Annotated in this window: 19 protein-coding genes and 3 tRNA genes; 20 read left to right on the forward strand and 2 right to left on the reverse strand. The window is 57.7% G+C overall.

The annotated features are described in order from the left end of the window. Nucleotides 1-57 precede the first annotated feature (57 nt). The 15 genes from ftsH to AACY02_RS09435 all read left to right on the forward strand — a co-directional run bounded on the left by ftsH (nucleotide 58) and on the right by AACY02_RS09435 (nucleotide 14,762). On the forward strand, nucleotides 58-1,965 hold the full coding sequence (ftsH, locus tag AACY02_RS09365) for an ATP-dependent zinc metalloprotease FtsH (protein WP_221730609.1): 1,908 nt from the start codon (nucleotides 58-60) through the stop codon (nucleotides 1,963-1,965). An 8-nt stretch (nucleotides 1,966-1,973) separates the two neighbouring features. Then, entirely contained in the window at nucleotides 1,974-2,825 is an 852-nt protein-coding gene (gene folP / locus AACY02_RS09370; RefSeq protein WP_339431695.1) for a dihydropteroate synthase, read from the forward strand. Nucleotides 2,826-2,841: 16 nt separating this feature from the next. Continuing rightward, entirely contained in the window at nucleotides 2,842-4,179 is a 1,338-nt protein-coding gene (gene glmM / locus AACY02_RS09375) for a phosphoglucosamine mutase (RefSeq protein WP_339431696.1), read from the forward strand. 65 nt (nucleotides 4,180-4,244) lie between these two features. Beyond that, nucleotides 4,245-5,000 carry a triose-phosphate isomerase gene (tpiA, locus tag AACY02_RS09380; RefSeq protein WP_016986498.1) on the forward strand — a complete coding sequence of 252 codons (756 nt, stop codon included), beginning with the start codon at nucleotides 4,245-4,247 and terminating at the stop codon, nucleotides 4,998-5,000. A 4-nt stretch (nucleotides 5,001-5,004) separates the two neighbouring features. Beyond that, nucleotides 5,005-5,391 (forward strand): preprotein translocase subunit SecG, encoded by a 387-nt coding sequence (gene secG / locus AACY02_RS09385; protein ID WP_095191056.1) that lies wholly within the window; start codon nucleotides 5,005-5,007, stop codon nucleotides 5,389-5,391. Nucleotides 5,392-5,413: 22 nt separating this feature from the next. Then, a tRNA-Leu gene (locus AACY02_RS09390) sits at nucleotides 5,414-5,499 on the forward strand. Nucleotides 5,500-5,596: 97 nt separating this feature from the next. Then, nucleotides 5,597-5,673 (forward strand) — tRNA-Met (locus AACY02_RS09395). A 139-nt stretch (nucleotides 5,674-5,812) separates the two neighbouring features. After that, nucleotides 5,813-6,271 carry a ribosome maturation factor RimP gene (gene rimP, locus AACY02_RS09400; RefSeq protein ID WP_007915250.1) on the forward strand — a complete coding sequence of 153 codons (459 nt, stop codon included), beginning with the start codon at nucleotides 5,813-5,815 and terminating at the stop codon, nucleotides 6,269-6,271. A 47-nt stretch (nucleotides 6,272-6,318) separates the two neighbouring features. Beyond that, the gene (gene nusA, locus AACY02_RS09405; protein WP_221730613.1) at nucleotides 6,319-7,800 is read left to right on the forward strand and encodes a transcription termination factor NusA; all 1,482 of its coding nucleotides are present in this window, start codon (nucleotides 6,319-6,321) and stop codon (nucleotides 7,798-7,800) included. Nucleotides 7,801-7,827: 27 nt separating this feature from the next. Then, entirely contained in the window at nucleotides 7,828-10,359 is a 2,532-nt protein-coding gene (infB, locus tag AACY02_RS09410) for a translation initiation factor IF-2 (protein WP_339431697.1), read from the forward strand. Nucleotides 10,360-10,518: 159 nt separating this feature from the next. Further along, complete coding sequence (rbfA, locus tag AACY02_RS09415) at nucleotides 10,519-10,920, forward strand: 30S ribosome-binding factor RbfA (RefSeq protein WP_095191053.1); 402 nt, start codon at nucleotides 10,519-10,521, stop codon at nucleotides 10,918-10,920. A gap of 4 nt (nucleotides 10,921-10,924) precedes the next feature. Next, entirely contained in the window at nucleotides 10,925-11,842 is a 918-nt protein-coding gene (gene truB / locus AACY02_RS09420; RefSeq protein WP_339431698.1) for a tRNA pseudouridine(55) synthase TruB, read from the forward strand. Between the two features lie 142 nt (nucleotides 11,843-11,984). Beyond that, nucleotides 11,985-12,254, forward strand: coding sequence for a 30S ribosomal protein S15 (rpsO, locus tag AACY02_RS09425; protein ID WP_003177875.1), 270 nt, complete (start codon nucleotides 11,985-11,987; stop codon nucleotides 12,252-12,254). Nucleotides 12,255-12,449: 195 nt separating this feature from the next. Then, complete coding sequence (gene pnp / locus AACY02_RS09430) at nucleotides 12,450-14,555, forward strand: polyribonucleotide nucleotidyltransferase (protein WP_221730616.1); 2,106 nt, start codon at nucleotides 12,450-12,452, stop codon at nucleotides 14,553-14,555. Between the two features lie 131 nt (nucleotides 14,556-14,686). Then, nucleotides 14,687-14,762, forward strand: a tRNA-Thr gene (locus AACY02_RS09435). 5 nt (nucleotides 14,763-14,767) lie between these two features. Here the strand turns inward: AACY02_RS09435 and AACY02_RS09440 are convergent. Beyond that, complete coding sequence (locus tag AACY02_RS09440; RefSeq protein WP_339431699.1) at nucleotides 14,768-15,262, reverse strand: hypothetical protein; 495 nt, start codon at nucleotides 15,260-15,262, stop codon at nucleotides 14,768-14,770. Nucleotides 15,263-15,537: 275 nt separating this feature from the next. Here AACY02_RS09440 and AACY02_RS09445 point away from each other — a divergent pair, with 275 nt between their 5' ends. Further along, nucleotides 15,538-15,837 (forward strand): DUF6388 family protein, encoded by a 300-nt coding sequence (locus AACY02_RS09445; protein WP_339431700.1) that lies wholly within the window; start codon nucleotides 15,538-15,540, stop codon nucleotides 15,835-15,837. A 51-nt stretch (nucleotides 15,838-15,888) separates the two neighbouring features. Here the strand turns inward: AACY02_RS09445 and nadC are convergent, their stop codons facing one another. Further along, nucleotides 15,889-16,737 (reverse strand): carboxylating nicotinate-nucleotide diphosphorylase, encoded by an 849-nt coding sequence (nadC, locus tag AACY02_RS09450; RefSeq protein ID WP_339431701.1) that lies wholly within the window; start codon nucleotides 16,735-16,737, stop codon nucleotides 15,889-15,891. 281 nt (nucleotides 16,738-17,018) lie between these two features. On the opposite strand from nadC, the gene AACY02_RS09455 reads away from it, so the two are divergent. The 4 genes from AACY02_RS09455 (at nucleotide 17,019) to AACY02_RS25975 (ending at nucleotide 22,850) form a co-directional block, all read left to right on the forward strand. Further along, nucleotides 17,019-19,193, forward strand: coding sequence for a DUF1631 domain-containing protein (locus tag AACY02_RS09455; RefSeq protein ID WP_339431702.1), 2,175 nt, complete (start codon nucleotides 17,019-17,021; stop codon nucleotides 19,191-19,193). 64 nt (nucleotides 19,194-19,257) lie between these two features. After that, complete coding sequence (gene ampD, locus AACY02_RS09460) at nucleotides 19,258-19,818, forward strand: 1,6-anhydro-N-acetylmuramyl-L-alanine amidase AmpD (protein ID WP_221730621.1); 561 nt, start codon at nucleotides 19,258-19,260, stop codon at nucleotides 19,816-19,818. After that, complete coding sequence (gene ampE, locus AACY02_RS09465; protein ID WP_339431703.1) at nucleotides 19,815-20,654, forward strand: regulatory signaling modulator protein AmpE; 840 nt, start codon at nucleotides 19,815-19,817, stop codon at nucleotides 20,652-20,654. Before ampD ends, ampE begins: the two co-directional genes overlap by 4 nt. Nucleotides 20,655-22,145: 1,491 nt before the next feature. After that, nucleotides 22,146-22,850 (forward strand): methyl-accepting chemotaxis protein, encoded by a 705-nt coding sequence (locus AACY02_RS25975; RefSeq protein ID WP_445261998.1) that lies wholly within the window; start codon nucleotides 22,146-22,148, stop codon nucleotides 22,848-22,850. Nucleotides 22,851-22,904 lie beyond the last annotated feature (54 nt).

Raw genomic sequence — 22,904 nt, forward strand, 5'->3', positions numbered from 1 at the left:
CATGCGAAGCGCGCGCCAGTAGCGGAGCTTGCTTCAGAGGGTAGTTAATTGAACGATATGGCAAAGAATTTGATCCTGTGGTTGATCATCGCGGCTGTCCTGGTGACGGTGATGAACAACTTCTCCAGCCCTAACGAGCCGCAGACCCTCAACTATTCCGACTTCATCCAGCAGGTCAAGGATGGCAAGGTCGAGCGCGTAGCGGTTGATGGCTATGTGATTACCGGCAAGCGCAACGACGGCGACAGCTTCAAGACCATTCGTCCCGCTATTCAGGACAATGGCCTGATCGGTGATCTGGTCGATAACCACGTTGTGGTTGAGGGCAAGCAACCTGAGCAGCAGAGCATCTGGACCCAGCTTCTGGTAGCCAGCTTCCCGATCCTGGTGATTATCGCGGTGTTCATGTTCTTCATGCGCCAGATGCAGGGCGGCGCTGGCGGCAAGGGCGGACCGATGAGCTTCGGCAAGAGCAAGGCGCGCCTGCTCTCCGAAGATCAGGTCAAGACTACTTTGGCTGACGTTGCCGGTTGCGACGAAGCCAAGGAAGAAGTGGGTGAGTTGGTAGAGTTCCTGCGTGATCCGGGCAAGTTCCAGCGTCTGGGTGGTCGTATCCCTCGTGGCGTGCTGATGGTGGGGCCTCCGGGTACCGGTAAGACTTTGCTGGCCAAGGCTATCGCTGGCGAAGCCAAAGTGCCTTTCTTCACCATTTCCGGTTCTGACTTCGTCGAAATGTTCGTCGGTGTCGGTGCAAGCCGTGTGCGTGACATGTTCGAGCAGGCGAAGAAACATGCGCCTTGCATCATTTTCATCGACGAAATCGACGCTGTCGGTCGCCACCGTGGCGCCGGCATGGGGGGTGGTCACGACGAGCGTGAGCAGACCCTCAACCAGTTGCTGGTTGAGATGGACGGCTTCGAAATGAATGACGGCATCATTGTGATTGCTGCAACCAACCGTCCTGACGTACTCGATCCGGCATTGCTGCGTCCGGGCCGTTTCGACCGTCAGGTTGTGGTCGGCCTGCCAGATATTCGTGGTCGCGAGCAGATTCTCAAGGTTCACATGCGCAAAGTGCCAATGGGTGACGACGTTGCTCCGGCCGTTATCGCTCGCGGTACTCCGGGCTTTTCCGGTGCCGACTTGGCCAACCTGGTCAACGAAGCGTCGCTGTTCGCTGCTCGTAGCGGCAAACGCATCGTCGAGATGAAAGAGTTCGAGCTGGCCAAAGACAAGATCATGATGGGCGCCGAGCGAAAATCGATGGTCATGTCCGAGAAAGAAAAGCAGAACACTGCTTATCACGAAGCTGGCCACGCCATTGTCGGTCGTGTTGTGCCTGAGCATGACCCGGTCTACAAGGTTTCGATTATCCCGCGCGGTCGTGCGTTGGGTGTGACCATGTTCCTGCCGGAAGAAGATCGTTACAGTCTGTCCAAGCGTGCGCTGATCAGCCAGATTTGCTCGCTGTACGGTGGCCGTATCGCTGAAGAAATGACCTTGGGCTTCGACGGTGTAACCACTGGTGCTTCCAACGACATCATGCGTGCCAGTCAGATTGCACGGAACATGGTGACCAAGTGGGGTCTTTCGGAAAAACTCGGTCCGTTGATGTACGCCGAAGAAGAGGGTGAAGTGTTCCTCGGGCGTGGTGGTGGCGGTCAGGGCGCCAGTTTCTCTGGTGAGACTGCGAAGCTTATCGATTCCGAAGTGCGCAGCATCATTGATCAGTGCTACGGCACGGCCAAGCAGATCCTCACGGATAATCGTGACAAGCTGGATGCAATGGCTGACGCGCTGATGAAGTATGAAACGATTGATGCTGAGCAGATCGACGACATCATGGCCGGTCGCACGCCTCGCGAGCCTCGCGATTGGTCGGGTGGTGCGGGTACGCCGCCGCCTCCTGTCGTTCAGGATGAGCGTCCGGAAAAACCGATTGGCGGTCCGGCTGCTGATGTTTAAGGTTTGAAATGACTTCTGTACAGTCCCTGACCCGGTTGCCTTGCGGCAACCGGGTTCTTGATTTTTCCCAGACGCATGTCATGGGTATTCTCAATGTAACTCCCGATTCTTTCTCTGACGGCGGCCGATACAGCCAGCTCGACGTGGCCTTGCGCCACGCTGAAGCCATGGTCGCCGCAGGTGCGACGCTGATCGATGTGGGTGGCGAGTCCACCCGTCCTGGCGCTCGTACGGTTTCGCCGCTGGAAGAGCTTGAGCGCGTGGCGCCAATCGTCGAGCTGATCAATCGCGAACTTGATGTCATCATCTCGGTCGATACGTCGACTCCGGCGGTGATGCGCGAAACTGCGAGACTGGGTGCCGGATTGATCAATGATGTGCGGTCACTGCGGCGCGATGGTGCATTGGATGCGGCGGCGGCTACGGGGTTGCCGGTGTGTCTGATGCATATGCTGGGTGAGCCTGGTGATATGCAGGATGATCCGCGCTATCAGAATGTCACTCGGGAAGTGAGCGAATTTCTCGCTGAGCGGATGGCTCAATGCGCGTTGGCAGGTATTGCTGCCGAGCGTGTCATACTTGATCCTGGTTTCGGATTCGCCAAAACCCTGGAGCACAACCTAAGCTTGTTCAAGCATATGGAGGCTCTGCATAAGCTAGGTCGACCTTTGTTGGTTGGTGTATCTCGGAAAAGCATGATTGGTCACGCCTTGAATCGTCCTGTGGGCGAGCGTCTGCATGGTGGTCTCGCACTGGCTGCGCTCGCGTCAATCAAGGGCGCACGTATATTGCGCGTCCATGATGTGGCGGAAACGGTAGACGTGGTGCGGATGATCGCGGCCGTTGAGTCGGCTGAATAAGAACGATGGAGCAGTTATGAGCAAGAAATACTTTGGTACTGACGGCATTCGTGGTCGAGTCGGGGAATATCCGATTACTCCTGACTTCATGCTCAAGCTCGGCTGGGCTGCTGGCATGGCGTTCCGCAAGATGGGCGCCTGCAAAGTGCTGGTTGGCAAAGACACGCGCATCTCCGGTTATATGTTTGAATCGGCGCTTGAAGCTGGACTGACTTCGGCGGGGGCGGATGTAATGCTGCTTGGTCCGATGCCGACGCCGGCCATTGCCTATCTGTCGCGCACGTTCCAGGCTGAAGCCGGCATCGTGATCAGTGCTTCGCACAACCCGCATGATGATAACGGCATCAAGTTCTTCTCAGGTAAAGGTACCAAGTTGCCGGATGAGCTGGAATTGATGATCGAAGAGTTGCTCGACACTCCAATGACCGTGGTCGAGTCGAGCAAGATCGGCAAGGTGTCGCGGATCAATGACGCCTCTGGTCGTTACATTGAATTCTGCAAAAGCAGTGTGCCAACCGGTACCAATTTCGCCGGTCTCAAGATCGTCATCGACTGCGCTCACGGTGCGACCTATAAAGTTGCGCCGAGTGTTTTTCGTGAGCTGGGCGCCGAGGTCGTGGTGCTGTCAGCCCAGCCAAATGGTCTGAACATCAACGACAATTGCGGCTCCACTCATATGGGGCAGTTGCAGGCGGCGGTGCTGGCTGAGCACGCTGATCTGGGTATTGCTTTTGACGGGGATGGTGATCGCGTCCTGATGGTTGACCACACGGGGGCGATTGTTGACGGTGATGACCTGCTGTTCATCATTGCTCGCGATCTGCAGGAGCGTGGAAAGCTGCAAGGAGGAGTGGTAGGCACCCTGATGAGTAATCTCGGTCTGGAGCTGGCCCTTGCCGATCTTTCGATTCCGTTTGTTCGCGCCAATGTCGGCGACCGTTATGTGATTGCTGAGTTGCTTGAGCGTAACTGGTTGGTCGGTGGTGAGAACTCAGGGCATATCGTCTGTTTCAATCACACCACGACCGGTGACGCGATCATTGCTGCTCTGCAAGTGCTGATGGCGCTCAAAACGCGTAACGAAGGTCTGGCGTTAGCTCGACAAGCTTTGCGCAAGTGTCCTCAGGTGCTGATCAATGTGCGTTTCGGTGGAGGTGAAAGTCCGCTGGAACATCCGGCTGTCAAGGAGGCCAGCGCGCGCGTCACTCAGGCAATGGCCGGTCGCGGACGTGTGCTTTTGCGCAAGTCCGGCACAGAGCCTTTGGTGCGTGTGATGGTTGAAGGGGAGGATGCAACCCAGGTTCGCAGCTATGCCGAAGAGCTGGCAAAACTGGTAACTGAAGTTTCTGCCTGATTCGGCTTGCCAGCCATGATTGTGTTGGGTAACATCTGCGCCCACTTTGACCGACGAGGTACAGCATGCGTCGCCCTATGGTAGCTGGTAACTGGAAGATGCACGGTACCCGCGCCAGCGTCGCTGAGCTGATCAACGGGCTTCGTCATCTGGCCTTGCCAAGCGGTGTTGATGTCGCGGTATTCCCGCCTTGCTTGTATATCAATCAAGTGATTGATGGCTTGAAAGGCAAATCGATTTCGGTCGGTGCGCAGAATTCTGCGGTGGAATCCATGCAAGGTGCATTGACCGGTGAGATTGCACCGAGTCAGTTGGTGGATGCAGGTTGTTCCCTTGTGCTTGTCGGGCACTCCGAACGCCGCCAGATAATGGGCGAGCGAGACGGGATGCTGAATCGCAAGTTCGCAGCGGCACAGGCATGTGGCTTGATTCCGGTGTTGTGTATAGGGGAAACCCTCGAGCAACGCGAAGCTGGAAAAACTCTTGAGGTTGTCGGGCGTCAGCTGGGCAGCATCATCGAGGAGCTGGGTGTAGGTGCTTTTGCCAAGGCAGTCATCGCTTACGAGCCTGTCTGGGCCATTGGTACCGGACTGACTGCAACGCCGCAACAGGCTCAGGATGTGCATAAAGCCATTCGCGAACAGTTGGCGGCAGAGAATTCTGAGGTCGCACGAGGTGTGCGGCTTCTATACGGCGGCAGCGTGAAGGCGGCCAATGCGGTCGAACTGTTCGGCATGCCGGATATCGATGGGGGGCTCATTGGTGGAGCTTCCCTGAATGCAGATGAGTTCGGTGCGATTTGTCGCGCCGCGGGAAACTGAAAAAATGCTGGAAACAGTCGTAGTCGTTTTTCATCTGCTGGGTGCATTGGGCGTAGTTGCTCTGGTTTTGCTGCAGCAGGGTAAGGGTGCGGACGCTGGTGCGTCTTTCGGAGCAGGTGCTTCAAATACTGTGTTCGGAAGCCAAGGTTCCTCTACCTTTCTTAGTAAGTTTACTGCTATACTTGCCGCCGGTTTCTTCATAACCAGCTTGGGGTTAGGTTACTTTGCTAAAGAGAAAGCTCATGAGCTGACTCAAGCAGGTTTGCCAGATCCAGCAGTGTTGGAAGTGCCTAAGCAGCAACAACCGGCTTCTGATGATGTACCGGTGCTTCAAGAGCAAAAGTCGGCTACTCCAGCGACTGACGTACCTCCAGCTCAAGAGCAGAAGTAAGAAGGGTTTCAAACGTAGTTTTGCCGAGGTGGTGGAATTGGTAGACACGCAACCTTGAGGTGGTTGTGCCCATAGGGTGTAGGGGTTCGAGTCCCCTTCTCGGTACCAATTAGTCAAGAGAGCCCGCTGTTGCGGGCTTTCTTGCAGGTGGAAGGTTACATTGACCCTGCAAGGGATCGGTCGTATACTTCCGCCCCAGCTTTGTCGCGGGGTGGAGCAGTCTGGTAGCTCGTCGGGCTCATAACCCGAAGGTCGTCGGTTCAAATCCGGCCCCCGCAACCAGTTTAAGGAGCCCCTTTTAAGGGGCTTTTTGTTAGCTGGATACTTTCGACGCCGCTGTTCGGCGGCGTTTCAAGGATGGGCGTTAGGCCCATTTTTTTATTTTGCATAGCATGCACATATCATGCACTAGGGGGTTCAGGTGTCGAGCAAGCTAGAAGAGTTGCAGGCCTTGCTGGCCCCGGTGGTCGTGGCCCTAGGCTATGAATGCTGGGGTATTGAGTTTTCGGCTCAAGGTCGTCACTCGATGTTGCGCGTTTATATCGATAAAGAGGGTGGCGTGCTGGTGGACGATTGCGCCATTGTCAGCCGTCAGATCAGCGGTGTACTGGATGTTGAAGATCCAATCTCCGTTGAATACACCCTCGAAGTTTCCTCGCCTGGCATGGAGCGCCCACTGTTCACTCTTGAGCAGTTTGCAAAATTTGCCGGTGAACAAGTGAAGATCAAGCTGCGCTCGCCTTTTGAAGGTCGACGCAACTTTCAGGGCCTTCTGCGCGGTGTAGAAGAGCAGGATGTCGTGGTGCAGGTAGATGACCACGAATTCCTGTTGCCGATCGATATGATCGACAAGGCCAACATTATTCCCAGTTTTGACTGAGACGCGGATCCCGCGGATCCAATGGCTTGCGAAAGGCGAGGCGTACGATGAGCAAAGAAGTACTGCTGGTTGTTGAGTCGGTATCCAATGAAAAGGGCGTACCGGCAAGCGTAATTTTTGAAGCGCTGGAGCTGGCTCTGGCCACTGCTACCAAAAAGCGTTTTGAAGACGAAGTTGACCTGCGTGTGGAAATTAACCGCCACACCGGTTCTTACGAAACTTTCCGTCGCTGGACGGTCGTCGAAGAAAACGATCTCGACGATCCGGCTATCGAAACCTGGCCGAGCAAGGTTGCTGAAACGCATCCTGGCGCCAATGTCGGCGACGTTGTTGAAGAAAAGATCGAGTCCATCGAGTTCGGCCGCATTGCTGCACAGACTGCCAAGCAAGTCATCGTGCAGAAAGTGCGCGAAGCCGAGCGTGCTCAAGTGGTCGACGCCTATCGCGAGCGCCTGGGAGAAATCATCTCCGGCACCGTGAAAAAAGTCACCCGCGATAACGTGATCGTCGACCTGGGCAATAACGCTGAAGCGTTGCTGGCCCGTGAAGACATCATCTCTCGCGAAACTTTCCGCGTCGGCGTGCGTTTGCGCGCGCTGCTCAAGGAAATCCGCACCGAGAACCGTGGCCCGCAGTTGATCCTGTCGCGTACCGCGCCGGAAATGCTGATCGAGCTGTTCCGTATCGAAGTGCCGGAAATTGCCGAAGGTCTGATCGAAGTCATGGCTGCGTCCCGTGATCCGGGTTCGCGTGCCAAGATCGCCGTCCGCTCCAAGGACAAACGCATCGACCCGCAGGGCGCTTGCATTGGTATGCGCGGTTCGCGCGTCCAGGCAGTGTCGGGTGAGTTGGGCGGTGAGCGTGTTGATATCGTCCTGTGGGACGACAACCCGGCTCAGTTCGTGATCAACGCCATGTCCCCGGCCGAGGTTGCGGCAATTATCGTTGACGAAGATGCCCACGCCATGGACATCGCCGTTGGCGCAGACAATCTGGCTCAGGCCATCGGTCGCGGTGGTCAGAACGTGCGTCTGGCGAGCCAGTTGACTGGCTGGACCCTGAACGTGATGACCGAATCGGACATCCAGGCTAAGCAGCAAGCAGAAACCGGCGACATCCTGCGCAACTTCATCGACGAGCTGGAAGTCGACGAAGAGCTGGCTCAGGTGCTGGTTGATGAAGGCTTCACCAGCCTGGAAGAGATTGCCTACGTACCGTTGGAAGAAATGCTCAACATCGACGGCTTTGACGAGGACATCGTCAACGAGCTTCGCGCTCGTGCCAAGGATCGCTTGTTGACCAAAGCCATCGCTACTGAGGAAAAGCTGGCAGACGCCCATCCGGCCGAAGACCTGCTCTCGCTTGAGGGTATGGACAAGGATTTGGCGATGGAACTGGCGGTGCGCGGCGTAATTACCCGCGAAGACCTGGCCGAGCAGTCTATTGACGACCTGCTCGACATCGACGGCATTGACGATGATCGTGCCGGCAAGTTGATCATGGCCGCCCGAGCCCACTGGTTCGAGTAATTAGGCGCGGCCTGAGGAGAGAAGTGCATGACGCAAGTCACGGTGAAACAACTGGCCGATGAGGTCAAAACACCGGTAGAGCGCCTGTTGCAGCAGATGCGTGAGGCAGGTCTGCCGCACACCGCCGCCGAAGAACATGTGACTGACAGTGAGAAGCAATCTTTGCTGACTCACTTGAAGAGCAGCCACAAGGCGAAAGTGGAAGAACCACGCAAGATCACGCTGCAGCGTAAAACCACCAGCACCCTGCGTGTGGCTGGTAGCAAGAGCATCAGCGTTGAAGTTCGCAAAAAGAAAGTTTTCGTACAGCGTAGCCCGGAAGAAATCGAAGCCGAGCGCAAGCGTGAACTGGATGAACGTCGCGCAGTAGAAAATGCTGCGCGTCAGAAGGCTGAAGAAGAAGCCAAGCAACGCGCCGAAGAAGAAGCGCGTCGCCAGCCTGCTGCTGCCAAAACCGCTACCAACGACGCCGTTTCGGCGCCGGCTGCAGCTGCCCAGCCAGTACGCGAAAGCGCACCGGTGGCCGCCGCTGCTCCAGCACCGTCTGCTGACGTTCGTAACAAGCAGAACGAACAGCGCCGTCCGGACAAACCACGTGCCGACGACAACAATCGTCGCAGTGGCGGTGGTGACGGCGAGCGTAAAAACGCTCCGCATCGCGCATCGGTCAAAGAGAAAGCGCCAGCACCACGTGTCGCGCCACGTACTACCGACGAAGAGAGCGATGGCTTCCGTCGTGGTGGTCGCGGCAAGTCCAAGCTGAAGAAGCGCAACGCTCACGGTTTCCAGAGCCCAACCGGCCCTGTCGTGCGCGATGTGCAGATCGGCGAGACCATCACCGTTGGCGATCTCGCCAATCAGATGTCGGTCAAGGCTGCTGAAATCATCAAGTTCATGTTCAAACTGGGTACTCCAGCGACCATCAACCAGGTGCTTGATCAGGAAACTGCTCAACTGGTAGCCGAAGAACTGGGCCACAAAGTGACCCTGGTCAGCGACACCGCTCTGGAAGATTCCCTGGCCGAGTCCCTGAAGTTTGAAGGTGAGTCGTTCTCCCGTGCGCCAGTCGTGACCGTAATGGGCCACGTTGACCACGGTAAGACCTCGCTGCTCGACTACATTCGTCGTGCCAAGGTTGCTGCGGGCGAAGCCGGCGGTATCACCCAGCACATCGGTGCGTACCACGTTGAAACCGAACGCGGCATGGTCACCTTCCTTGATACCCCGGGTCACGCCGCGTTTACCGCAATGCGTGCCCGTGGTGCCAAGGCGACCGATATCGTGATTCTGGTGGTTGCAGCCGACGACGGCGTAATGCCGCAGACCATTGAAGCTGTTCAGCACGCTGTAGCGGCTGGCGTTCCACTGGTGGTTGCAGTGAACAAGATCGATAAGCCGGGTGCTGATCTTGATCGCATCCGTAGCGAACTGTCGGTTCACGGTGTGACGTCGGAAGAGTGGGGCGGTGATACGCCGTTCGTACCGGTTTCGGCGAAAGTCGGTACTGGCGTGGACGAACTGCTCGAAGCCGTATTGCTGCAGGCTGAAGTTCTCGAACTGAAAGCGACTCCTTCGGCTCCAGGCCGTGGTGTCGTGGTTGAATCGCGTCTCGACAAAGGTCGTGGCCCGGTTGCAACCGTGCTGGTCCAAGACGGTACCCTGCGCCAAGGCGACATGGTGCTGGTCGGTTCGAACTATGGTCGCGTTCGCGCCATGCTCGACGAGAACGGCAAGCCAATCAAGGAAGCCGGTCCTTCCATCCCTGTCGAGATTCTCGGCCTGGACGGTACCCCGGACGCTGGCGACGAGATGAGCGTAGTGGCTGACGAGAAGAAAGCCCGTGAAGTGGCTCTGTTCCGTCAAGGCAAGTTCCGCGAAGTCAAACTGGCTCGCGCTCACGCCGGCAAGCTGGAAAACATCTTTGAAAACATGGGTCAGGCCGAGAAGAAGACGCTCAACATCGTCCTCAAATCCGACGTCCGTGGTTCGCTGGAAGCGTTGAACGGTGCCTTGAATGGCCTGGGCAACGACGAAGTGCAAGTGCGCGTAGTCGGCGGCGGTGTCGGTGGTATCACTGAATCCGACGCCAACCTGGCACTGGCCTCCAACGCTGTACTGTTCGGCTTCAACGTGCGTGCCGATGCTGGCGCACGGAAGATCGTCGAGCAGGAAGGTCTGGATATGCGTTACTACAACGTGATCTACGACATCATCGAAGACGTCAAGAAAGCCCTGACCGGTATGCTCGGCAGCGATGTTCGCGAGAACATCCTGGGTGTTGCCGAGGTGCGTGACGTGTTCCGTTCGCCGAAGTTTGGCGCGATCGCTGGTTGCATGGTGATCGAAGGTGTTGTGCACCGTAACCGTCCGATCCGTGTACTGCGTGAAGACATCGTTATCTTCGAAGGCGAGCTGGAATCCCTGCGCCGCTTCAAGGATGACGCTTCCGAAGTACGTGCCGGCATGGAATGCGGTATTGGCGTCAAGAGCTACAACGACGTCAAAGCTGGCGACAAGATCGAAGTTTACGAGAAGGTTCAGGTTGCTCGCAGCCTCTAACTCGCGCACTTCAGGAGCCGTGATGGTCGGCCGCACTGCAATGTGTGGCGCATCACTCGGACTCTAAACGCAACGCCCGGTCTGGCTTCTGTCAGGCCGGGCGTTTGCCGCTTTCAGACCTTGCGGGTTTCACCGTAGGGCAGTAACAGGTAACAAATCATGGCAAAAGAATACAGCCGCACCCAACGTATCGGCGATCAGATGCAGCGTGAGCTGGCCCAACTGATCCGTCGTGAAGTCAAAGATCCGCGCGTCGGCCTGGTCACCATTACCGCTGTGGAAGTCAGCCGTGACGTCGGTCACGCGAAGATCTTCATCACCGTGATGGGGCAGGACAATGCCGAAGACATCGCGCAAAGCATCAAGGTACTGAATGCCGCCGCAGGTTTCCTGCGTATGCAACTGGCCCGCGAAATGAAGTTGCGCAGCGTGCCGCAATTGCACTTCCACTACGACGAAAGCGTCGTGCGTGGTGCGCACCTGTCGGCCCTGATCGAGCGCGCCGTGGCTGAAGACAATCAGCACCCGGCAGTTGCTGAACCTGAAGACACCAAGGAGTAATTCGGTGGCTCAGGTCAAACGTATCCGTCGTAACGTCAGCGGTATCATCCTGCTCGACAAGCCGCTGGGGTTCACCTCCAACGCCGCGTTGCAGAAGGTTCGCTGGTTGCTCAACGCCGAAAAGGCTGGGCATACCGGCAGTCTCGATCCGCTGGCCACTGGCGTTTTGCCGCTGTGCTTCGGCGAGGCCACCAAGTTTTCGCAATATCTGCTCGATTCCGACAAGGGTTACGAAACCCTGGCGCAACTGGGCAAGACCACCACCACGGCAGACGCCGAAGGTGAGGTTTTGCAGGAGCGTCCGGTGACCGTTGGTCGCACCGATGTCGAGGCGGTTCTGCCGAAATTTCGCGGTCAAATCAGTCAGATACCGCCGATGTACTCGGCGCTCAAGCGAGATGGTCAGCCGCTGTACAAGCTGGCTCGTGCAGGCGAAGTAGTGGAGCGCGAACCGCGTTCTGTTACTATTGCGCGCTTGGAATTACTGGCCTTCGAGGGCGATACTGCGCGCCTTGCGGTGGATTGCAGCAAGGGCACCTATATTCGCACCCTGGTGGAGGATATCGGTGAGCAACTCGGTTGTGGTGCGTACGTCGCAGAATTGCGCCGTACCCAGGCCGGGCCTTTCACCCTGGCGCAGACCGTGACTCTCGAAGAGCTGGAAGCAGTACATGCCGAAGGCGGCAACGAAGCGGTCGACCGCTTCCTGATGCCATCGGACAGCGGCCTGCTGGATTGGCCGTTGCTGCAGTTCTCGCAAGCGAGTGCGTTCTACTGGCTTAACGGCCAGCCGGTTCGTGCTCCGGATGCTCCGAAGTTCGGCATGGTGCGGGTACAGGATCACAATGGTCGCTTCATCGGTATCGGTGAAGTGAGCGAAGACGGGCGCATCGCGCCACGTCGCTTGATTCGGTCAGAATGACCGGAACCGGCCTGTGTAACAGCAGGTCGGCGAGTGTGGCTGTTAACAGGCACGGTCACGACTCATTTATAGATACAGGGATTTGTCCCTGGCCTGTTGAAGCTGTTTCCTTGAAACAGTTTCCTGATAAAAGGATTGCCTCATGGCTCTCGACGTTCAAGAAAAAGCTCAAATCGTTGCTGACTACCAGCAAGCTGTTGGTGACACTGGTTCGCCAGAAGTGCAAGTTGCACTGCTGACCCACAACATCAACAAACTGCAAGGTCACTTCAAGGCCAACGGTAAAGATCACCACTCCCGTCGTGGTCTGATCCGCATGGTTAACCAGCGCCGCAAGCTGCTGGACTACCTGAAAGGCAAGGATCTGGGTCGTTACCAGACTCTGATCGGTCGCCTGGGTCTGCGTCGCTAATCAGCGATTGCGCTATGAGGTTGGTTGTCTGTCAGGCGTCAGCGGTTTACCGCTGGCGCCTTGCAGGCTCCCAGCCTCAAGTTTTATCTGGATACACGTTTTACCCTGGACAGGCGTTGGGCCGACTCCCGACATTGCCCAAGAATTTCGCAAGAAACCAGTTCCCCCAAGAGCCACAAAAGAAGGTAGGACACCGTGAACCCGGTAATCAAAAAATTCCAGTTCGGTCAGTCGACCGTTACCCTCGAGACTGGCCGTATCGCCCGTCAGGCCTCCGGCGCAGTATTGGTCACCGTTGACGACGACGTCAGCGTATTGGTGACTGTTGTTGGTGCCAAGCAAGCCGATCCGGGCAAGGGCTTCTTCCCTCTGTCCGTTCACTACCAGGAAAAGACTTACGCTGCCGGTAAGATCCCTGGCGGTTTCTTCAAGCGTGAAGGCCGTCCTTCCGAGAAAGAAACCCTGACTTCCCGACTGATCGACCGTCCGATCCGTCCGCTGTTCCCAGAAGGTTTCATGAACGAAGTGCAGGTTGTCTGCACCGTCGTTTCCACCAGCAAGAAGACCGATCCGGACATCGCTGCGATGATCGGTACCTCGGCTGCCCTGGCCATTTCGGGTATCCCGTTTGACGGCCCGATCGGCGCCGCTCGTGTAGCTTTCCACGAAAGCACCGGCTACCTGCTGAACCCGACTTACGAGCAACAAGCTGCTTCGAGCCTGGACATGGTCGTTGCCGGTACTTCGGACGCTGTGCTGATGGTTGAGTCGGAAGCCAAAGAGCTGACCGAAGACCAGATGCTGGGCGCGGTACTGTTTGCTCAAGACGAGTTCCAGGTTGTGATCAACGCCGTTAAAGAGCTGGCTGCCGAAGCTGCCAAGCCAACCTGGACCTGGGCGCCTGCTCTAGAAGCCACCGAGTTGCTGGGCGCGATCCGTGCCGAATTCGGCGAAGCGATCTCCCAGGCTTACACCATCACCATCAAGGCTGACCGCTACGCACGTCTGGGCGAGCTGAAAGACCAGGTTGTTGCCAAGCTGTCCGGCGAAGAAGGCCAGCCTTCTGCCAGCGAAGTCAAAGCGGCTTTCGGTGAAATCGAATACCGCACCGTTCGCGAAAACATCGTAAACGGCAAGCCACGTATCGACGGCCGTGACACCCGTACCGTACGTCCGCTGAACATCGAAGTCGGCGTTCTGCCGAAGACCCACGGTTCGGCTCTGTTCACCCGTGGCGAAACCCAGGCTCTGGTCGTCGCGACGTTGGGCACCGCCCGTGACGCACAGCTGCTGGATACCCTGGAAGGCGAGAAAAAAGACCCGTTCATGCTGCACTACAACTTCCCTCCGTTCTCGGTGGGCGAGTGTGGTCGCATGGGTGGCGCTGGTCGTCGTGAAATCGGTCACGGCCGTCTGGCCCGTCGTTCGATTTCGGCCATGCTGCCTGCCGCTGACGTGTTCCCGTACACCATTCGCGTGGTTTCGGAAATCACTGAATCCAACGGTTCGAGCTCGATGGCTTCCGTTTGCGGCGCTTCCCTGGCCCTGATGGACGCTGGTGTGCCGATGAAGGCACCGGTTGCCGGTATCGCCATGGGTCTGGTTAAGGAAGGCGAGAAATTCGCAGTCCTGACCGACATCCTGGGCGACGAAGACCACTTGGGCGACATGGACTTCAAAGTAGCCGGTACTGCCAAAGGCGTTACCGCACTGCAGATGGACATCAAGATCAAGGGCATCACCGAAGAGATCATGGAAATCGCTCTGGGCCAAGCCCTGGAAGCGCGCCTGAACATCCTCGGTCAGATGAACCAGATCATCGGTCAGTCGCGTACCGAACTGTCGGCCAACGCTCCGACCATGATTGCGATGAAGATCGACACCGACAAGATCCGTGACGTTATCGGTAAAGGTGGCGCCACCATCCGTGCGATCTGCGAAGAAACCAAGGCTTCGATCGACATCGAAGACGACGGTTCGATCAAGATCTTCGGCGAAACCAAGGAAGCGGCTGAAGCAGCTCGTCAGCGCGTTCTGGGTATCACCGCTGAAGCCGAGATTGGCAAGATCTACGTTGGCAAGGTTGAGCGCATCGTCGACTTCGGCGCATTCGTCAACATCCTGCCGGGCAAGGATGGTCTGGTTCACATCTCGATGCTGAGCGATGCTCGTGTTGAGAAAGTGACTGACATTCTGAAAGAAGGTCAGGAAGTGGAAGTGCTGGTACTGGACGTGGATAACCGCGGCCGTATCAAGCTGTCCATCAAAGACGTGGCAGCGGCCAAGGCTTCGGGCGTTTAAACACCCCGCAGCGTTAGCGCAATAAAAATGCCCCGCCGTGAAAACGGCGGGGCATTTTTTTGTCTGTTGAAATCAACCGTACCAAGTCCCGAGTTGCCGGACCTCAAGAGCGGTGCTAGGTTTAGCCCACCGCCCGTGTAGCTCAGCCGGTAGAGCAGCGCACTCGTAACGCGAAGGTCGCAGGTTCGATTCCTGTCTCGGGCACCATCCCCTTATTTCACCTTGCGGCTCAAATCCTCAACGGTGCGTTTGAGCTGGTCCATCGCCCGATCCTGATCGTTGATCTTCTGCTTCAGGTTTGAAATCTCGCTGCTGTTCGAGCTGGAGCTCGAGCCACTGTTGCGCTTGAGGTCTTCGACCTGACGGCCAAGTGTGTCCAATTCACGATCCTGCTCTTTGACTTTGTTCTTCAGCTCATCGATTTCCTTGCTGCTGGCACTGCTGCTCGAACCGCTGTTGCGTTTGAGCTCTTCAATCTGGCGCGACTGATCATTGACGGTGTCGCGCATCTTTTTCAGTTCATCGATGCTGATGTCGCTTCTGATGACGACCTCTTTGCCGTAATCGTTGTGAATCAGAGAAACCTTGTCGCCATAGGAGGGGCTGCTGGTGCTCAGTTCAACGGCCATTGCACTGGCCGGCAGGGCCAGTGCAGCCATTAAAGTGGTGACGGAGACAATGGAGGACATCTTCGAAAAGCTGCGCATCACTGGTTTTCCTTGTGAACAGCGGAGAGGGTGCCGAAGTGGCACATCGCTATGACTCGAAATCCACCGTTATGTTCCGCAGGTCAACTTTTTGTGGGAGAGATGTAAAGAGCCGTGTAATTCGTCATGCAAACGTCCTATATTCGGTGCCTGCATGAGCATCGCCCAGCAGTTTTCAGATGATCCCGAATGGTTCCGAAGGCCGGACAAACCGCGTCAGAGAGATCCTTGATGATCCAGATCCATCCTCCATTCTTACGATCAGCGAGAACGCCATGACCGAATTAACTCAAGAGCAACGTCACGAACAAGCGCTGGAGAAATACAAACTCGATGCGCCGCAGCTATTGGAAGAGATCAAGGATCTCAGTCCCGATGATCAGAAAGATCAGATCCAGTGGGCGTTCGAAGACGAAGCCGAAGCTCAGGGCTTGCAGCCGTGGGAGTTGACGCTCAAGTACACGAGCACGCCAGAGGAGTTCGAGGCGCAGCGTCTGGTGCTGCACAAAGAGGCGGCCGAAGTGCTGGGCGTCGAGTGGCAAGAGTATTGCGAGATGAATAATCTGGTGGTCTGAAACAAAAACGCCAGCCTCAACCGGGCTGGCGTTTTTTATCGCGTGAAGGTCTTAGAGACTCAGGCGCATCGACAGATCCACCGCTTTGACATCCTTGGTCATCGCGCCAATCGAGATGTAATCGACCCCGGTCTCGGCGATCGGCAGCAGCGTGCTTTCGTTGATACCGCCGCTGGCCTCCAGTTTTGCCTTGCCGCCGTTCAGGCGCACGGCTTCGCGCATGTCGTCCAGGCTCAGTTCGTCGAGCATGATGATGTCCGCGCCGGCCGCCAGTGCTGCTTTGAGCTCATCCAGACTTTCCACTTCGATTTCCACCGGTTTGCCCGGGGCGATCTTGTGCGCGGCGGCAATGGCTTGCGCGATGCCGCCGCTGGCAGCGATGTGGTTTTCCTTGATCAGAAACGCGTCGTACAAACCGATGCGGTGGTTATGGCAACCGCCGCAGGTCACCGCGTATTTCTGCGCCAGGCGCAGGCCCGGCAGGGTCTTGCGGGTGTCGAGCAGCTTGACCTGAGTGTCGGCCACGAAGTCTGCCAGGTATTGCGCATGCGTTGCCACGCCAGAGAGCAGTTGCAGGAAATTCAGAGCACTGCGTTCGCCGGTCAGCAGCGAACGGGCCGGGCCTTCCAGATGAAACAGCGGCTGATTGGGCTTCACCCGCTCGCCATCAGTCACCTGCCAATGCACGGCCACCCGTGGATCGAGTTGGCGAAATACCGCATCGACCCACGCGGTGCCGCAGATGACGGCCGCGTCCCGGGTAATGATGGTGGCTTTGGCCAGGCGTTCGGCCGGGATCAGTTGCGCGGTGATGTCGCCGCTGCCGATGTCTTCGAGCAACGCACGGCGCACGTTGGCTTCGATTTCGGCGGTCAAATCGGCGAGACGTAGATTCGGCATAACGGGCTCCACAAACAAAGTGGGTCGATTATAGGGGCATGGCACGAACCAACCCAAGGCGGGAACGCGCGTGCTGGTCTGCATTCGGTCGATTTTATGTGAGCAAACCCGGCGAACGCGCGGTCATTGCAAGGTAGGCGGGCATAGGGGAAACCCTGACGCCTCTGGCGCTGGAGACATCTTTTGCAAGATAATCCGCCTTGCATTTGACGTCATAGCTTTGACATCTCCTGCGCTCGAGGTTTGTGCTCAAAGAAGAATCACCGTTCCAGGAGGCTTGGATGCACAACGACGGGAAAGTAGTGCCTTTGCACAAGGCCGCTACCGATCAGGCGAATCACTCGCCGCTCGCCCGCCTGCCAGTGATTCTGCTTCAGGTTCGCGACAAGGCTGCCCAGCAACTTCGCCAGGGTTTGCAGGAGCTGTTCGATAACGCCGATGACACCTTGTTTGAAATGGCCGACCGCGCACGCAACGACGTCGAGCAGAATATCTTTTTCGAAGCCATGCGCGACCTGCGCCTCAAGCGCAAGAACATTGAGCGCGGCTTTCTCGAACAGTTCTTCGAAGCCTTTGTCGGCCTCACTCAATACGATTTCACGCACAACACGCTACCGCACGCCCTGATTTACGAAGACCTGGCACCGCGCACCGATGACATGGAGCGCAATGTGGCGGTTGAAACCATGGTCGGTCGAGTGCTCAAGCGCGATGGCTTCGCGCTCGATCAACTGAGCACCCGGTTCAACGCGCTGCTCGGCAACACCCTTGACGATCAAACCAACCCGCTCGGCCCGGCGCTGCTCTGCGAGTATTTCCTGCAAGCCGGACGCAACCTCGGCGTGGAGATCAAGGTCAAGTTGATCCTGCTTAAACTGTTCGAGCGCTATGTACTGGCGGACACGGAACAACTTTATGCCGAAGCCAATCAACTGCTCAGCGCAACTGGAGTGTTGCCGGACCTGAAACCGGCACCGGCGCGGCGAGCTATCGATCGTGCTGCGGCCACGGTGGACAGCGAAGAAAGCCAGGGCCCGCCGCCCGCGGACGACAGCGTGCAGGAAGTCTTCGCCGCGCTGCAGGCGTTGTTGTTGCAGGTGCGCGGCAGTGTCGCGCCGACTCTGGAACCCAGCGTTTGCGCCCAGCCGATCACCACCCGCGACCTGCTGCGCCTGCTGTCACACTTGCAGCAATACGTGCCGGCGTTGGCAGCGCAAGACGATTTCGATCTGCGCAATCAACTCGAACAGTTGCTGACGCGGGTCAGTGTCAAAAGTGGCAAATCGCGGATTGTCGGCGGCGCAGACGAAGACGTGATCAACCTAATTGCCATGGTGTTCGACTGCATTCTCGATGACCGCAATCTGCCGGACTTCCTCAAGGCCTTGATCGCCCGCTTGCAAATCCCGATGCTCAAGGTGGCGGTGCTGGATAAGAGTTTCTTCAGCCGCAGCAGCCATCCGGCGCGGCGATTGCTCAACGAAATCGCCGACGCGGCGATGGGCTGGGGCAATTGTGACGGTGATGCGCGCGACAGTTTGTATCAGCGTATCGAACAAGTGGTGCAGCGCTTGCTGACGGATTTTGTCGATGACCCGGCGATTTTCTCCGAGTTGCTGGCCGACTTCCTCGCTTTCACCAGCGACGAACGTCGTCGCAGCGAGTTGCTCGAACAGCGATTACGCGATGCAGAAGAGGGCCGGGCGAAAACCGACCTGGCGCGGCGCCGAGTCGAGCAGGCGCTGAATCAGGCACTGTTGGGTAAAGTCCTGCCACCGTCGGTGGTGACGTTCGTGCAGGACGCCTGGAGCAAAGTGCTGCTGCTGACCTGCCTCAAGCATGGCGATCAATCCGCCGAATGGCAGGCCGATGTGCAAACCATGACGCAACTGATCTGGAGCGTGCAACGGCATGAAGACGAGCAATCGAGCCTGCGTCTGCTGGCGCTGGTACCGGGGTTGCTCAAGTCATTGCGTGATGGCCTGAACGGTTCGGCGTTCGACCCGTTTGCCACCAGCGAATTTTTCAGTGAGCTCGAAGCCTTGCATGTTCGCGTGCTGGAGCGTTCCGCAGAGGCGGATGAGGCCACGGCGCTGGTCGAGGTGTCGCAGCAGATCGTCTTGCAAACCGCTGATGAGGACGGCATGGCGCGGGTGCGTTTGCCTCGCGATGACGCGGGGCTGCGTCAGGTCGATCAACTGCGTGTGGGCAGTTGGGTGGCGTTCGAGGAAGATGAGGAACATACCCTGCGCTGCAAACTCGCGGCGATCATCGAAGCCACCGGCAAGTATGTGTTTGTCGACCGCACCGGGATGAAAGTGCTGGAGCGCAGCCGCATCGGCCTGGCCCTTGAGTTTCGCCGTGGTGCGGTACGCGCATTGGACGACACCTTGTTGTTCGACCGGGCGCTGGAGTCGGTGCTGGGCAATCTGAGGCGACTCAATCGCGCCAAGTGATCGCGCGCCGGGGGCCGATCACGGCATACTGGGCGCCAACACAGTCGGCGTTGAAGGAATCGGTATGCAGTTGGATCCCGCTAGCGGGTGGTGTCACGGGGTGCAGGTCTGCCCATCGCCCAACTTCAATGAACGCCCTGCGGGCGAAATTTCCCTGTTGGTGATCCACAACATCAGTCTGCCGCCTGCGCAATTCGCCACCGGCAAGGTGCAGGAATTTTTCCAGAACCGTCTGGATGTCACCGAACATCCCTACTTTGCAGGTATTGCCGACCTACGAGTCTCGGCGCATTTTCTGATCGAGCGTGACGGCAAGGTCACCCAGTTTGTCTCCTGTCTTGAGCGGGCGTGGCATGCGGGCGTGTCGATTTTTGACGGACGCGAAACCTGTAACGATTTTTCCGTGGGCATCGAACTCGAAGGCACCGATGATCTGCCGTTCACCGATGCGCAATATCAGGCACTGACAAGGCTGACGCGGCAGTTGCAAACAGCATTTCCGGCGATCACCGGCGCACGCATCTGCGGACACAGCGACATTGCACCCGGGCGCAAGACCGATCCTGGCCCGGCATTCGACTGGGCGCGTTACCGCGCTGCCCTGGCACAAGAGGAAGGACAATGAGTTTTCTGGTGTTACTGCTGGCAGTCTGGGTCGAGAAGTTCTCGGCCCTGCGCCATCGGGTTCAACGCGATGGCGGATGGATCCGCGAACTGAACAAACTCGAAAGCAGCGCGCGATTGGCCAATCGGCCGTGGCTGGTGCTGACGATTCTGGTGTTGCTGCCGGTGGCCTTGCTCGGCTTGTTGCTGGTGGTGCTGGAGCCTGTGGCTTATGGCTTGCTGGCCTTGCCGGTGCACTTACTGGTGGTGATTTACAGTCTGGGGCGCGGCGACTTGCTGGGCGGTCTCGGGCCGTTTCGCGATGCCTGGCGCCGTGAGGATCTGCAAGCGGCGGCCCATGTGGCCAAGCGTGATCTGGATATCTGCGCCGACAGTGGCGAGCAATTGCTCGATCAGGTCCAGGGCCATTTGTTGTGGCAGGCCTATCAGAGCTTCTTTGCGGTGATCTTCTGGTATTTCGTGCTCGGCCCGGTGGCTGCACTGGCCTATCGCTTGTTGGCGCTGGCCGAAGAACATGGCCAGAACCCGGCATTGGTTGAACGGGCCGCGCAACTGCGCCATGCCTTCGACTGGGTGCCGGTGCGATTGTTGGCGGCGAGTTTTGCCCTGGTGGGCAACTTCGTTGCGGTCAGTCGGGTGATGCTGCATGAACTGTTGAACTGGAACATCAGTGCTGCGCAACTGATCAACAAGGTCGGATTGGCGGCGGGGGAGATCCCGCCACCTGCGGTGGGCCCTGAAGGCATCAACACCCTTGATTGCCTGTGGGAACTGCTGCTGCGTGCGGCGGTGCTGTGGTTTGCCGGGTTTGCCTTGTGGACAGTTCTGATTCACTGATAGAGGGTGCCGAGGGAGTCATTTCCCTCGGCACACCCCGCCGTTAACCTTAAGTTACAAAAACTCCCTTCGTTTTGAGCTATACAGAGATGGCGCTCGATAGTGGCTATCTGCTGTCGCCCCGCGCCTGCCAATAAAAACAAGAAAAACCAAGGGAGACTTCCAGTGAAGAGCTTGCTCTATCCCGCCGTCACGCTGATGAACCGTCTGAGCTTCGGTATGAAGTTCAGCCTGATCAGCGTGCTGTTCCTGGTGCCGATGCTGGTGACCAATTTCTATCTGGTACGCGATTCCTATCGTGAGTTTCAGGGCACCCGAGTCGAATTGCAGAGCCTCGACCTGCTGGGCAGCAGCCTGGCCTTGCGCCGGGATCTGGAGACCCTCAACAATCTGGTGCAAATCAACGTCACCCTCGGCCAGTCCGGTAAGGCGAGTAACGTCGAGTCGCAGATCACCACCCTCGAACAGACGGTATTGGCTCGTCTGCAAGGGTTGACGGCGATGAGCGACGATCCTGAGCAGATCAAGGTATTCGACGGCAAGCGCGATGAAATGCTGGCTGCATTCAAAGCCCAGCAAGCGGAACGCTCGCTGCAAAGCAAAAGCGCCCTGATCGCAAAGCTCTTGGCCAGTGCGCAGATTTTCAGCCAGATCATCAGCAGTCAGGCCGGGTTGAGCCGCGACAACCAGGGCGATATCCGTCAGCTCAGCGAACTGGTGACCCTGATCACTCCGACCGTCACGCAGACCCTTGGCGACGGTCGGGCCATGGGTTCGTACTCGTTGGGCCAGGGTTTTCTCAACAGTTCGTCGAGCACCCGTTTTGACGAGTTGCTGGTGCAGATCGAAAAGCTCCAGGCCGAGTACGGTTTGAAATTGAAGGATGCCCTCGGCGCCAGCAACGTGGCGCGTGAAGCCCTCAGTGCTCAGGCCGACAGCAGCAAGGCGTCGCTCAAAGAGGCCAGCGAGTTGTTCGAAGAGCAAGTGGTGATGGCCGACACCCTGGATGCGCCGTGGCAGGCGTTTTACGACCAGGTCACCGTTCTGATGGACAAAACCTACCTGCTCAACGAAGCGACGTTGAAATTCCTCGACACCCAATTGCAGCAGCGCCTGGTGCAAAACCGCACGCACATGGTCTTGCAGGCTGTGGCGTTGTCGGTGGTGTTTGTGCTGATCTTCTATCTCTACGGCGGCTTCTACGCCTCGACCCGCACCACGCTCAAGCGCCTCGGCGCGATGATGGACAAGGTGGCGGCAGGCGACATGACGGTTAATTTCAAGGCCAATAGCCGCGATGAACTGGGCGAATTGGGCGAGGTGTTCAACGGCACGGTGAAGAAGATTCATGACTTGATCGAGCGCGTCGGCCAAACCGTTGGCGAAGTCGAGCGTCAGGCCGGGCAAGTGGAGGATGTCTCTGCACAAAGCAATCAAGCTGTCGCCGGGCAACGCTCGCAGATCGAGCAAGTGGCGACCGCGATGAACCAGATGTCGGCCACCTCGCTGGAGGTGGCACGCAGTGCCGCAGCAGCGGTAAGCAGCGCCCACAGCGTGAATGAAGAGACAGTCAGTGGGCGCTGCCTGGTTGAGTCGCAGCAGGGCAGCATTGCTGCGCTGGCCAGCGAAATCGACCAGTCAGTGCAGGTGATCAACCAATTGGCCAGCGACAGCCAATCGATCAGTCGCGTGCTGGAAGTGATCAAAAGCATTGCAGAACAGACCAACCTGTTGGCGCTCAACGCCGCAATCGAAGCGGCCAGGGCCGGGGAACAGGGGCGAGGTTTTGCGGTGGTGGCGGACGAAGTTCGCACGCTGGCCAAGCGCACGCAGCAATCGACTGAAGAAATCGAGCAGATGATCGGCAAGCTTCACGGCGGCGTCGGTGCCGCCGTCAAAGCCATGGGTGTCAGTCATCAGATGGCCAATGGCACGGTCGGGCAGTCAGAAAAGGTCCAGCAGGCGCTGGAAAATATACTCGGCGCTGTAGGCATGATCGTCGATCAGAACCAGCAGATTGCCGCTGCGGTGGAGCAGCAGACGGCGGTGGCCCATGACATCGACCAGAACATCGTCGAGATCAACCGCGCCGGTGAGCGTACCGCGCAAGGCGCGCACCAGACCGAGAACGCCAGTCGGGCGTTGTCGGCTCAAGTCGTGGAACTCAAACACCTGATCAGCGCGTTTCGCGTCTGATTCATGAAACACCTTGTTTCCTGTGGGCGTGGGCTGTCCGCTCCCACAGGTCCG

The organism is Pseudomonas sp. EA_65y_Pfl2_P78 (genome assembly GCF_963970495.1).
Taxonomy (GTDB): domain Bacteria; phylum Pseudomonadota; class Gammaproteobacteria; order Pseudomonadales; family Pseudomonadaceae; genus Aquipseudomonas; species Aquipseudomonas baetica_A.